This window comes from Bacteroidota bacterium, assembly GCA_018816945.1.
Lineage (GTDB): Bacteria > Bacteroidota > Bacteroidia > Bacteroidales.
This window is the reverse complement of record JAHIVC010000010.1, coordinates 35,834-47,876: the sequence shown is the minus strand read 5'-3', so window position 1 is coordinate 47,876 and position 12,043 is coordinate 35,834. Positions and strand designations below refer to the sequence as shown.

General features: G+C 36.9%; 12 protein-coding genes. 9 read left to right on the top strand and 3 right to left on the bottom strand.

Going from position 1 to position 12,043, the window contains the following annotated elements; translation table 11 throughout:
* The first annotated feature begins 21 nt into the window (after positions 1–21).
* Both rbfA and KKG99_01560 read left to right on the top strand, forming a co-directional pair.
* Positions 22–366 (top strand): 30S ribosome-binding factor RbfA, encoded by a 345-nt coding sequence (gene rbfA, locus KKG99_01565; GenBank protein MBU1011668.1) that lies wholly within the window; start codon positions 22–24, stop codon positions 364–366.
* A gap of 3 nt (positions 367–369) precedes the next feature.
* Positions 370–1,602, top strand: a complete 1,233-nt coding sequence (locus tag KKG99_01560; protein ID MBU1011667.1) for an FtsX-like permease family protein — start codon at positions 370–372, stop codon at positions 1,600–1,602.
* 15 nt (positions 1,603–1,617) lie between these two features.
* On the opposite strand, the gene KKG99_01555 is transcribed toward KKG99_01560, so the two are convergent.
* The 3 genes from KKG99_01555 to KKG99_01545 form a co-directional block, all read right to left on the bottom strand.
* Complete coding sequence (locus KKG99_01555; protein ID MBU1011666.1) at positions 1,618–2,532, bottom strand: hypothetical protein; 915 nt, start codon at positions 2,530–2,532, stop codon at positions 1,618–1,620.
* Positions 2,533–2,536: 4 nt separating this feature from the next.
* On the bottom strand, positions 2,537–3,916 hold the full coding sequence (gene nhaA / locus KKG99_01550) for a Na+/H+ antiporter NhaA (protein ID MBU1011665.1): 1,380 nt from the start codon (positions 3,914–3,916) through the stop codon (positions 2,537–2,539).
* 140 nt (positions 3,917–4,056) lie between these two features.
* Positions 4,057–5,043 carry a class I mannose-6-phosphate isomerase gene (locus KKG99_01545; GenBank protein ID MBU1011664.1) on the bottom strand — a complete coding sequence of 329 codons (987 nt, stop codon included), beginning with the start codon at positions 5,041–5,043 and terminating at the stop codon, positions 4,057–4,059.
* A gap of 43 nt (positions 5,044–5,086) precedes the next feature.
* Between KKG99_01545 and KKG99_01540 the strand changes: the two genes are divergently transcribed.
* The 7 genes from KKG99_01540 to KKG99_01510 all read left to right on the top strand — a co-directional run bounded on the left by KKG99_01540 (position 5,087) and on the right by KKG99_01510 (position 12,024).
* Positions 5,087–5,677, top strand: coding sequence for a TIGR00730 family Rossman fold protein (locus KKG99_01540; protein MBU1011663.1), 591 nt, complete (start codon positions 5,087–5,089; stop codon positions 5,675–5,677).
* A 158-nt stretch (positions 5,678–5,835) separates the two neighbouring features.
* On the top strand, positions 5,836–6,849 hold the full coding sequence (gene amrS, locus KKG99_01535; protein ID MBU1011662.1) for an AmmeMemoRadiSam system radical SAM enzyme: 1,014 nt from the start codon (positions 5,836–5,838) through the stop codon (positions 6,847–6,849).
* Complete coding sequence (gene amrB, locus KKG99_01530; protein MBU1011661.1) at positions 6,846–7,676, top strand: AmmeMemoRadiSam system protein B; 831 nt, start codon at positions 6,846–6,848, stop codon at positions 7,674–7,676. Before amrS ends, amrB begins: the two co-directional genes overlap by 4 nt.
* 331 nt (positions 7,677–8,007) lie before the next feature.
* Positions 8,008–8,562: an AAA family ATPase gene (locus KKG99_01525; protein MBU1011660.1), complete on the top strand. Its 555-nt coding sequence runs from the start codon at positions 8,008–8,010 to the stop codon at positions 8,560–8,562.
* A 10-nt stretch (positions 8,563–8,572) separates the two neighbouring features.
* Positions 8,573–9,070: a cytidine/deoxycytidylate deaminase family protein gene (locus KKG99_01520; GenBank protein MBU1011659.1), complete on the top strand. Its 498-nt coding sequence runs from the start codon at positions 8,573–8,575 to the stop codon at positions 9,068–9,070.
* Positions 9,071–9,270: 200 nt separating this feature from the next.
* Entirely contained in the window at positions 9,271–11,220 is a 1,950-nt protein-coding gene (locus KKG99_01515; GenBank protein MBU1011658.1) for a Na+/H+ antiporter NhaC family protein, read from the top strand.
* A gap of 15 nt (positions 11,221–11,235) precedes the next feature.
* Positions 11,236–12,024 (top strand): sulfite exporter TauE/SafE family protein, encoded by a 789-nt coding sequence (locus tag KKG99_01510; protein MBU1011657.1) that lies wholly within the window; start codon positions 11,236–11,238, stop codon positions 12,022–12,024.
* Positions 12,025–12,043 lie beyond the last annotated feature (19 nt).

Below are 12,043 nucleotides of genomic sequence, written 5' to 3'. Positions count from 1 at the left end.
GAAATGTAGTATTTTTGCATTATGGAATCAAAACGACAGAATCGAATTTCGAAATTGCTTCAGAAGGATCTGGGGGAAATTTTACAATATGACAGTAAGGCACATTACTCCGGAGCAATGATCACCGTTACGAAAGTTACGGTTAGTCCCGATCTTTCATTTGCCAAAACATTTGTGAGTATTTTTTCGCCGGGGGCTGATAACTCGGAAATATTGGAGAAAATAAAAGAACATAAAAAAGAAACGCGGCACAAACTGGCAGGACGAATCAAAAATCAATTGCGAGTAGTACCTGAATTGCAGTTTCATATCGACGATTCGCTCGATTATATCGAGAACATCGAAAATTTACTAAAAACCCCTTAATTTTTGAATTTTTCGTTTTACATAGCTAAACGTTATTTAGTCTCAAAGAAATCGCATAATATCATCAATATTATTTCCGGGATTTCTGTTGCAGGGATTACCATTGGCACCATGGCCCTCATCATTATTTTGTCGGTCTTTAATGGCTTTGAAGGTCTTGTGATTTCACTCTTTAATAATTTCAATCCCGATTTGGTGATCACCCCTAGCGAAGGAAAAACCATCAAACTTTCGCAATTCCCATCCGCCGAAATTAAGATCCTTGATGGGGTAGATTTTTTTATGGAAGTAATTGAAGAAAATGTTTTAATTCAAAGTGGAGATAAGCAACATTTTGCAAATATCAAGGGAGTTCCCGAACATTATACGGATATGTCGGGTTTGGATTCCTGTATGGTTGACGGGGAATTTAAACTTAAGCAGGGAGGATTAAATTATGCTATTATCGGATCCGGGGTGGCTTATTTTCTGGATTTTAGAATAAAACTGGAAGAAGAGGCCATCAGTATTCTAGCACCCCGAAAAAGCAAAGGATTTAACCTCAATCCCGAACAGGATTTTAGTCGCCAAAACATTCTGGTTTCGGGCGTATTTATGGTTGAACAGAATTTTGATTCAAAATATATTTTTGCCCCGTTCACATTTGTGAAAGAAATTTTGGAATATGATGATGAGATCAGTTATCTTGAAATCGGGCTTGGTGAAGGAGCAAATTCAGATCAAGTTCAATCCAAGATTAAAAGCCTTTTAGGCCCCGATTTTAAGGTAAAAAATCGTTTCGAACAGCAGGAATTGCTTTATAAAATCATGAAATCGGAAAAGTGGGCCATTTTTCTGATTTTGACTTTCATTCTGCTCATCGCCACTTTTAATGTAATCGGGTCATTGAGCATGCTCATCCTCGACAAGAAAAAAGACATTGCCGTGCTGCAAAGTATGGGTGCGAACAATCAATTGATCCGAAGAATTTTTTTATTTGAAGGAAGTTTAATTTCAATGATAGGTGCCCTCAGTGGATTGATTTTAGGCACCCTCATTTGTGTGATGCAAATGCAATTCGGGCTTGTTGGTTTGGGAGATGCCAATGGAGCATTCATCGTGAATTCCTATCCCGTGATTTTGCAATGGACAGATTTTGTTTACGTGTTTTTTACCGTATTTATCATTGGCATACTTGCTACATGGATTCCAACCCGTCGAATTTCACAACAATACCTAAATATCAAATTAGGTTAAGAAAAACGAGCTTAACTACTCAAGTTTCCCATCCAGCCAATGAATGATATTTAATAATAGTTGGTGATTTTCAGGAGCCATATCGCCATTCATTCCAACTCTTATTTTTTGTGGTCCTGCGAGTTGAGCAGAAAACATGGCGGCTTCGCCAAATGCCACAACTTTTCCTTTTCCATACTTTTTAAAGGCTCCCTGTGCAAGTCCTTTGGCATTAATCCTGGGGGTCTTCGCTTCAAATACCCATGCAGAATCAGGAATCATGTTCACATATTTCTCATTAAAAATTAAAATGGGGACAGCATCACCGGGCATTTTGAAACCCTGGCCGGTAAACGTTGCAATCTGTTCTACACGTTCCTCATGATTCCTGCCTTTGGTAATAATGCTTTCAAAAAGGGTCCCTTCTTTCAGATTAAAAAAAGCCGGACCGGGAGATAAGGTATCCATTACAAATCCGTTTGAAAATTCAAACCCGAATGCTACAGCTAAGTCGGTTGCCGCACCACCAAAAGGCATGTGGTCGGCAATTAAAAATAAACTTCCACCTTCACTAATCCAATTTTTAACTGTTTCTATTTCTGTCTTTGTAAATGCCGAAGGGGTCGGTACATACCAATTCTGTTCATTAATTTGGTTGATCGCGTTTGAAATAACAAGGATTTTTCCTTTCAATAATTCATTCTCATTAAACTCACCCATATATTCCGTTACTACATAGCCATCCTTTTCCACAAAGTTCGCGAAGGATTTATATCTGCCTTCTTTTGTATGGAAATTATAATGACCCTCGTCGATAAATATGATCGGTCCTTTTCCTATTTCATAAACAGGGTTTAGGATATTAGGATGATAGTTTGTATCTGTAATCTGCTGTGCAATTGTCCAATTTGCTATGAAAAAGACAAAAACAATTAGACATAATTTCTTCATGTGATTATCCTTTATTTTTTTGGCTACACGGAATGCCAAGATAATCGTCCTCGCTCTGTATTGCACTGTTTTTATTAGCATTTCTGAATGATTTTTTGCCAGTGGTTCTTAAAATAATATACCCAATTATTGCTGAAATTAATGACCCGATAAGAATCCCAATTTTAGCTGAATCGATATATATTGGGTTGCTTTCAAAGGCCAAACTTGCAATAAATATGGCCATCGTAAACCCAATACCAGCCAAAAAAGAAACGCCAATAATATGCCGGTGCGTTATTTCTTCCGGAATCTCAACTAATCTGATTTTTTTAGTAATCAAAATAACTGATGAAATACCTATACTTTTACCCAAAACCAAACATAAAATTATAGTCCATATTAAGTTTTCATCAATTTCAACTCCCCTACTGATGAACACTCCTGCATTAGCGAGTGCAAAAACGGGAATAATAAAATAGGCAACCCAATCGTGCAATTTATGCTCTAAATGTTGCAGAGGAGATTGATATCTGTTGGTCCAGTCTTCCAGATCATCAATTTGTTCTATTTGTTCCTTACATAAAATTGGTTTTTTCGAAACAGCGGCTTTTTTAATATTATTGGTTATTGTCACCAATTTATCAATAAAGGTTGGTGTATCAATTTTTTGCCTGACAGGAACTGAGAAGGCTAATAAGATCCCGGCAATTGTTGGATGAATGCCTGATTTTAAGAATAGTACCCAAATTGCGATCCCAAAAATAATAATCAGGAATTTTGAATAATATCCTTTAAGAGATAAAAAGTATAAAATCCCCAATAATACCATCGCCACGAAAAGTAAAGCAATGCTAACGTTTCCGCTATAAAAAACTGCAATAACCAAAACAGCTCCAATATCGTCCACTATGGCAAATGCGGTCAGAAATAATTTAAGGCTGAGTGGAACCCTATCACCTAAAACTTTCAGAACCGCCAGTGAAAAAGCAATATCTGTAGCCATCGGAATTCCCCATCCTACGCTTGTTTCAACCTTATTATTTAGCACAAAAAACATTAAAACCGGAAACAACATTCCTCCAAGTGCCCCAAAGAGAGGGAAAGCAACCTTTTTAACCGAGTTTAATTCTCCAATTAAAAATTCCCTTTTTATTTCCAGGCCAATTAAGAAAAAGAAAATGGCCATCAATCCATCATTTACCCAAAGCAATAATGGTTTACTTAGTTCGAAGTTTTGGGTAGAAAATCCAATTTTATATTGCCAAAGCGATTGATATGATTCGCCGAAAGGCGAGTTTGCCCAAAGCATTGCAATGATAGTAGCAATCAATAACAATATACCACTAAAACTTTCAATCTTAACAAATTTTTGAAAAGGCGATAATATAATCTTTTGAATCATTTATGTCTGTTTTGGAATGTTATCAGTATTCAAATATATGCTAATCCTATTATTTCATTTAAAGATTTTTTAATAAAATCGATTCTAATTATACGAAAAAAGAAATAATTAAAGACCGATTAACAAGTCCAAAAATTATGTCATGCGATATAGACCTCCAAAATCTTTGCTTTTGGGGCCGGAATTATTTTAACCTCATTCATGATAGCCGGAATCAGTATCGTTTCCCCTTTTCGCGCAGTAAGTCTTTCGTCTCCAAACAATAATACATAACTGCCTTCAACGCACAAATAAATGACAAACGAATCAAGTACGCTGTAATCCTTGCTTAACGGAACATCCATATCTATCAAATTTGTAGTGAAGTACTTACTCTTCACTACTTTTGAAGTCTTGTTTTTTTCTACTGAATATTCGGTTTTATAATTCTTTTGAACTTTAAAATCGATGGCATCCAGGGCTTCATCAATGTGCAATTCCCGCATGAGGCCATCCACACCAATTCGATCCCAATCATAAATGCGGTAAGTGGTATCGGAGGTTTGTTGAATTTCTGCTAAAAGGATACCCGGGCCAATAGCATGTACCCTGCCTGCAGGCACATAAAAAACATCCCCGGCTTTCACTTTTTCAGCATTTAATACCGATTTTAATTTTTTATCATTGAGCAGTTCCTGATAATCATTCTTTTTGATTTCCTTATTAAAGCCCAAAATAATTTCGGCATTTTTTTCGGCATCCAATAAATACCACATTTCTGTCTTCCCCCTATCCAGGCCTCTTTTTATGGCCAACTCATCATCGGGATGCACCTGAATGGAGAGCCAGTCGTTTGAATCGATGATTTTAACCAGGATCGGAAACTGATCGCCAAACTCTTCATAATTCTTTTCACCAACCAATTCACCCATGTAAATTTCAACCAGTTCATTGAGCTCGTTCTCGGCTAAAAATCCGTTAACAACCACACTTTGATCCCCTTCTACACCAGATAATACCCAGGCTTCCCCACAGTTAATAAGGGGTGAAAAATCCATTCCCATCACTGTTTTAATCTTCTGACCTCCCCAAATTTTATCTTTATAAATTGAATTAAATTTTAGCGGGTATAACGATTTCGTATTCATTTTGCTAACTTTGGTTTAATTAACAAAAATAAGAAAATTGTCGATGAAAAGTGTGAGCGTATTTTGTGGTTCATCAATGGGGAATCGGGAAGTTTTTAAAGAAGAAGCCAAAAAACTGGCACTGTATTTTTGTGCCAATGATATTGAGCTTACCTATGGTGGGTCAAACGTTGGGATTATGAGTATTTTGGCTGATACCATGCTTGCAAATGGTGGAAGGGTAGTTGGTGTGATCCCTCAATTTTTAATCGATATCGAGGTTGGGCATACCAAGCTGAGCAAGCTTCATGTGGTTAATTCGATGCAGGAAAGAAAAATATTATTGGCTGAAATTTCGGATGCATTTATAGCATTTCCGGGAGGAGTAGGAACTTTGGACGAATTATTTGAGATGATGGTAATGACTCAATTACGCGTTCACGATAAACCCATTGGAATTTTAAATGTGGATGGGTTCTTCGATCATCTGTTAAAATTTCTTGATCATGCAGTCGACCGGGGATTTATTCGTGCCGAACACCGCAATAATTTAATGGTGAGTGATCAAATTGACTCTCTCATGGAAAAGCTGAAAGGATTTGAACCGGTTAAAATGACACACTGGATCAGTGAAATAAAAGAGGAAAGCGCTTAGATTGATTATTTTTGATCTTTATGACATTATCAATTCTTGTGTCTTGATACTGGTTTCTGGTTGCTGGTTACTAGTTTATTAAAAATGAATTATTAAATCTTGACTAACGAATCGCAAACAAGTCTTGTGTCTTGTGTCTGGCATCTAAAATCTGACTCATGAAAAAAGCAGTTTTCTTCGAAAAGTTGGGGCAAAAGAATGTAAGATGTAATCTCTGCCCCCATCATTGCCTGATCGACGATGGTAAATCAGGAATCTGTTTGGTGCGTAAAAATATTGGAGGGGATTTATTTTCCGAAAACTATGAAAAGCTCAGTGCAATCTCTACGGATCCCATCGAAAAAAAACCCCTTTATCATTTTTACCCCGGCAAAAAAATCCTTTCGATTGGTAGCGTTGGTTGCAATTTGAAATGTAAATTCTGTCAGAATTATGAAATTTCACAGGTTACGGTTGATGAATTTGCTTTTTTAAAAAATTATACTTCTGAAGAAATAGTGCAAATGGCAATTGAAAACCCTGAAAATATTGGATTGGCCTATACCTATAACGAGCCCATTATTTGGTACGAATTTGTGCTTGAAACTTCACGATTGGCTCATCAAAATGGATTAAAAAATGTATTTGTTAGTAATGGATTTATTAACCCTGATCCACTAAGCAAGCTGATTGGGTTTGTGGATGCTTTTAGTATCGACCTAAAAGGATTTACCGAAGAATTTTATAAAAATCTCACTTCCTCCAGGTTAGCTCCTGTTTTAAAAAGCATTAAACAAATTAAAGATGCAGGTAAGCATATTGAGTTGACCAACTTGGTCATCCCGGGATTAAACGATGATGAAGAAAAGTTTAAAGAAATGGTTGATTGGATTGCGGAGGAAATTGGTGAGGATACCGTGCTTCATATCTCACGTTATTTCCCGATGTTCAAAATTAAAAATCTTCCTACTCCTGAATTAAAACTTGAAACGCTTTATGAAATTGCCCGTCGTAAACTTCAATATGTTTATCTTGGTAACATGAAAACTTTAGAAGGACAAAATACCCTTTGCCCTAATTGTAATGCTCCGCTAATTTCCCGCTCAGGTTATATCACAAAGATTGAACACCTTGATAAATCAGGAAATTGTGCGCATTGCGGTCAACAAATCCTTAAATATTATTCGTCATGAAAATCAGGAAAGCTGCACACTCAGGCAGGTTTTATCCTGCCACTCAACAAGAAATAATTAACTTGTACAAAAAGATCCTCGCTGCTGAAGAAAAAAACATCGACTATGCACTAGCAAAAGCAAATCCAATCGGGGCCATTGTTCCTCATGCAGGGTTTATTTATTCAGGTTACCAGGCTATTCATGTATTTGAAATATTAAGAAACCTGCCATCCAAACCGGATACTTTTTTTATCATCAACCCAAATCATAGGGGATTTGGACCGCCAATTGCAGTCGATGAAAATGAAGTCTGGGAAACTCCTTTTGGCAATGTAAATCTTGATTTGGATTTAATGGATTCTTTAGGATTCCCGAAGTCGGAAGCAGCACATTTGTACGAGCATGCTGCCGAAGTGATGCTGCCATTTTTGAAATATGTGTTGGGTTATGATTTTAAGATAGTCCCCATCACCATGTCGGTACAAAATTTATCAAATGCCAAACTGATTGCCTCAGCCATTTTTAAATCAGTTAAACAAAGTGGCAAAAATGTTTTCTTTATTGCCTCTTCTGATTTTTCGCATTTTCTAAGTCCCGAGAGAGGAAAGGAGATGGATGATTACGTATTAAAAGAAATTTACAAGCTCAATTCAAAAGGGGTTGAAGCGCAGGTAAATTCGAAAAACATTTCAGTTTGTGGTTTTGGCCCTATTTTGAGCCTAATCGAATATGCTAAACTGACTTTAGAAAATCCAAAACTCACTTTGTTAAAGCGAGGACATTCGGGGGAGGTTCATTCTTCTGATGAAGTTGTGAACTATGTTTCGATACTGTTCCATTACTAACGTGTTTGTGTGTTAACGTGTTTAAGTGTTAATGTGTTTCATTGTTAAAATTTCCTATTCACAATCGTATTACCATGTATTTCAACCTATGACTATTGTATGTCTACTGAATGTCAATTTACTGAAAGATGTGTATGGGTGTTCGCGTGATTATGTGTTAACGTGTCTCATTGTTCGATTGTTTCATTGTTAAAAGCTACCTCAACAATCGTATTACTATGTATTACAACGTATGACTATTGTATGTCCACTGAATGTCAAACGAATAATGTCTGAATAATAATTTCTACGTATGTCACATCTTCAGATTTCTTTTCACTAAATTTACCACATGATCATAATCGGCATAACAGGCACTTTAGGTGCAGGAAAAGGAACTATCGTAGATTATCTGGAAAACGAAAAAGGATTTAGCCATTATTCGGTTCGTGGTTTTTTAATTGAAGAAATCAAACGTCGAAAGTTGGAAATTAACCGCGATTCGATGACCAGTGTTGCCAACGAGTTGAGAGCTGCCAATTCTCCATCCTATGTCATTGATCAGTTATACAATCAGGCTATTGAAATAGGCGCTAATTGTATTATTGAAAGCATCCGTACCGAAGGTGAAATTACCTCTTTAAGAAAAAAGAAAAACTTCTATTTATTGGCAATTGATGCAGAAAGCAAGATTCGATTTGATCGCATCAAACTCAGAAAATCGGAAACCGATCACATTTCATATGAAACTTTTCTTCAAAATGAAAAAAGAGAATTTGAATCGGATGATCCGAACAAACAAAACCTAAAACGCTGTATTGAGTTGGCTGATTTTGTACTGACTAATGATAGGGACATCACTCAATTGTATGAGCAAGTAGATCAAATCATGTTGAACATTCTATAATTAAAGGAATATGAGCAAACCGAATAATACGCATAAACGACCCAGCTGGGATGAATATTTTATCGGGATGGCCGATGCAGTTTCGAAACGCGCAACCTGCGACCGAGGAAGAAGCGGCTGTGTAATAGTTCGCAACCGACAAATGCTCGTGACCGGTTATGTAGGTTCGCCAAGAGGCCTGCATCATTGTGATGAAGTCGGCCATTTATTTAAAAAACTTCATCATGAAGACGGGACAGTGACCCAACATTGCGTTCGTACCGTTCATGCTGAACAAAATGCAATTTGTCAGGCTGCTAAATTGGGCATCGCACTCGAAGGCTCGACCCTCTATTGCCGAATGACCCCTTGCCGTACCTGTGCCATGCTCATTATCAATTGTGGCATCGTAAGGGTGGTTTGTGAAAAAAGATATCACTCCGCTACCGAATCGGAAGAAATGTTTAAAGAAGTTGGAATTAAACTGGATTATTTTAGTGAGGATATTGAAAAATACGATGGGCAATAAGATAATTTGAAAATTTGAAAGTGTGGCAATTTGAAAATTGAATATCTTTCAATTGTAGTACAATGTATTTCTATTGTATTACTTTATATGATCAACAAAAACAAAATTTCACCTGAGTATATCTATTACTTCCAACTCTTCATCTATTTCATTTTGTGCTTTGGATTAAATCCTTATTTTTACGGCAAAAAAATATATCTGTGCTAAAAAAAAATCTTCTCTTCGTCTTTTTCGTTTTATTTGTAAAATTGTCGTTTTCTCAAATAGCAGCCGATTATCAATTCAAAGAAACTGATTTTAAGGTAAACTTTCCATCGATCATCGTTCAGAATGTTAATATTGAAATTGAGATTATTCCCTCTCCCGAAATACAGGGATTAATGCAAAATGATGATTTCCCCAAAATCTTATTGAATGGAAAATCGGTTGAAGCAGCATTAAAAGATGGAGTGATCCATATCCCCTACAAATACATCAAAAAGGAAACAACCTATATTCAGATTGGAAGTTTTGATTATTCGAAAACCAATTCGCCCATTCCACTTTGGATGTCAATATTTCCGCCTTTAATCGCCATTTTGATGGCCTTATGGATCCGTGAAGTTTATTCATCTTTATTCATTGGAATACTTTTTGGAACAACCATCATCTATTTTTATCAGGGCAGTAATTTGTTTATTGCCATTTTTCAAGGCATTTTTTCTTTCATCGACACTTATCTTATTACAACGCTTAGTGATCGTGGGCATTTATCAATCATCATTTTCTCATTGCTGATTGGCGGTATGGTAAATCTGATTACCAAAAACGGAGGAATGAAAGGGGTTGTAAATATTTTATCAAGATATGCCAGGAGTCCCCGATCAGGTCAACTGGTTACATGGATTATGGGTGTTGCCATTTTTTTTGACGATTATGCCAATACGCTTGTAGTGGGGAATACCATGCGTCCGGTTACGGATAAGCTCAGGGTTTCAAGAGAAAAGCTGGCATATATTGTCGACTCAACCGCGGCCCCTGTTGCGGCCATTGCTTTTATTACCACCTGGATCGGTGCAGAAATAAGTTATATCCAAAATGGGATCGATACGCTCAATCTGGACGAAAGTGCTTATAATGTATTCCTTAATTCATTGACCTATTCATTTTATCCTATTTTTACCTTAATTTTTATTTTAATACTGATCTACCGAAAGGTAGATTACGGCCCGATGCTCAAAGCTGAGCGACGAGCAAGAACAGTAGGTATCACAGAACAAAAATTAAATCAGGAATTTTCTAATGACCTAGAGATTTCAGATGCCATAAAAGCACGATGGTACAATGCAGTTATCCCTGTTTTAGTGATCATTTTCGGAACCTTTGCAGGACTCGCCTATACGGGTTGGGATGAAGCCGTTTGGAATGATACAACTATTGGTTTAACCAAAAAAATATCTACCATTATTGGCAATGCCGATTCTTATCAGGCTTTATTATGGGCATCAATTTCAAGTGTTTTGGTTGCTTTTGCGCTCACACTTGGGCAGCGGATTCTCAGTTTAAAAGACAGTATCGATAGCCTGATTAATGGATTTCGCACCATGTTGACTGCAGTTGTTATTTTGGTTTTGGCCTGGTCAATTGCGATGGTGACCGAACATTTACATACTGCTGATTTTATTTCTCAAAGCATGTTGGCAATGTCTATTTCACCCTATTTGATTCCTGCAATAACATTTATACTTGCAGCGCTTGTATCCTTCTCAACCGGATCTTCATGGGGAACCATGGCCATTTTATATCCTTTATTATTACCGGCTTCCTGGCTTCTAGCCGGTGAATACGGATTAAGCTATGATGTGAGTATGTCGATATTCCACAATGTAGTATCTGCAGTACTGGCAGGATCTGTTTTAGGTGATCACTGCTCTCCCATTTCAGATACTACCATACTTAGCTCCTTGGCCAGTAATTGTAATCATATCGATCATGTTAGAACCCAATTACCTTATGCATTATCGGTTGGTTTGGTTTCGGTATTAATTGGCACGTTACCTGCTGCCTTTGGAATATCTTTATGGTTGCTATTTCCTGCAGGAATTTTAGCATTGTATATTGTGATCCGCATTTTTGGGAAAAAAGTAAGTATCGCAAAAGTTTATCAATAATTGAGTTAAGTTCAGATGAACACGTATGAAATCATGATCCTGATCGTTGCAGGAGTTTTTGTAGGATTTATCAATACCCTCGCGGGAGGCGGATCCATTATTTCCCTTCCTCTGTTAATGCTGATGGGTTTGCCGGCTAATGTTGCGAACGGAACGAACCGGATCGGAATTCTGGCACAAAATATTGCTTCGGTTGCAAGTTTCAAAAGGCAAAAAGTGCTCGAAACCAAAAAAGGTTTGCTCTTAGGTATTCCTGCTGTAATTGGATCATTGATAGGTGCATGGATTGCAGTGGATATCAACGAAGAAATATTCGAAAGAGCCATTGCCGTGATCATGTTGATGATGATGGTATTTATGCTAATCGATCCAAAAAAGTTTCTTCATGGAAGAAAAGAACTTACTGAAAAAAAAATAAGCATCTGGCAAATAATAATTTTCTTTGGGATTGGATTGTACGGAGGATTTATCCAAATTGGAGTTGGCTATCTTTTAATCGCAGGGGTGGTTTTAGGAGTTGGGTACGATTTGGTGAAAACCAATGCCATTAAGGTATTAATAGTTCTTCTTTATACTCCCTTTACACTGGTCATTTTTATCATGAACGATCAGGTAAACTGGGCCTATGGCCTAATGTTGACCATTGGCTCTTTTATTGGGGCCCTGCTTGCTTCAAAACTAGCCGTGAAAAAAGGAGTGAATTTTGTAAGATGGGTGATCATATTCGTCATAATCCTGACTTCTCTGCATTTATTTGATATTATTAATCTGCAGGAATTTTTCAAGAACTTTATCAAATCGTAATGATTCAGAGATATTCACA

Bases quoted from the DNA above. Each gene is read 5' to 3' on its own strand.
- rbfA (MBU1011668.1), top strand. From the start codon at position 22: ATGGAATCAAAACGACAGAATCGAATTTCGAAATTGCTTCAGAAGGAT.
- KKG99_01555 (MBU1011666.1), bottom strand. From the start codon at position 2,532: ATGAAGAAATTATGTCTAATTGTTTTTGTCTTTTTCATAGCAAATTGG.
- nhaA (MBU1011665.1), bottom strand. From the start codon at position 3,916: ATGATTCAAAAGATTATATTATCGCCTTTTCAAAAATTTGTTAAGATT.
- KKG99_01545 (MBU1011664.1), bottom strand. From the start codon at position 5,043: ATGAATACGAAATCGTTATACCCGCTAAAATTTAATTCAATTTATAAA.
- KKG99_01540 (MBU1011663.1), top strand. From the start codon at position 5,087: ATGAAAAGTGTGAGCGTATTTTGTGGTTCATCAATGGGGAATCGGGAA.
- amrS (MBU1011662.1), top strand. From the start codon at position 5,836: ATGAAAAAAGCAGTTTTCTTCGAAAAGTTGGGGCAAAAGAATGTAAGA.
- amrB (MBU1011661.1), top strand. From the start codon at position 6,846: ATGAAAATCAGGAAAGCTGCACACTCAGGCAGGTTTTATCCTGCCACT.
- KKG99_01525 (MBU1011660.1), top strand. From the start codon at position 8,008: ATGATCATAATCGGCATAACAGGCACTTTAGGTGCAGGAAAAGGAACT.
- KKG99_01520 (MBU1011659.1), top strand. From the start codon at position 8,573: ATGAGCAAACCGAATAATACGCATAAACGACCCAGCTGGGATGAATAT.
- KKG99_01510 (MBU1011657.1), top strand. From the start codon at position 11,236: ATGAACACGTATGAAATCATGATCCTGATCGTTGCAGGAGTTTTTGTA.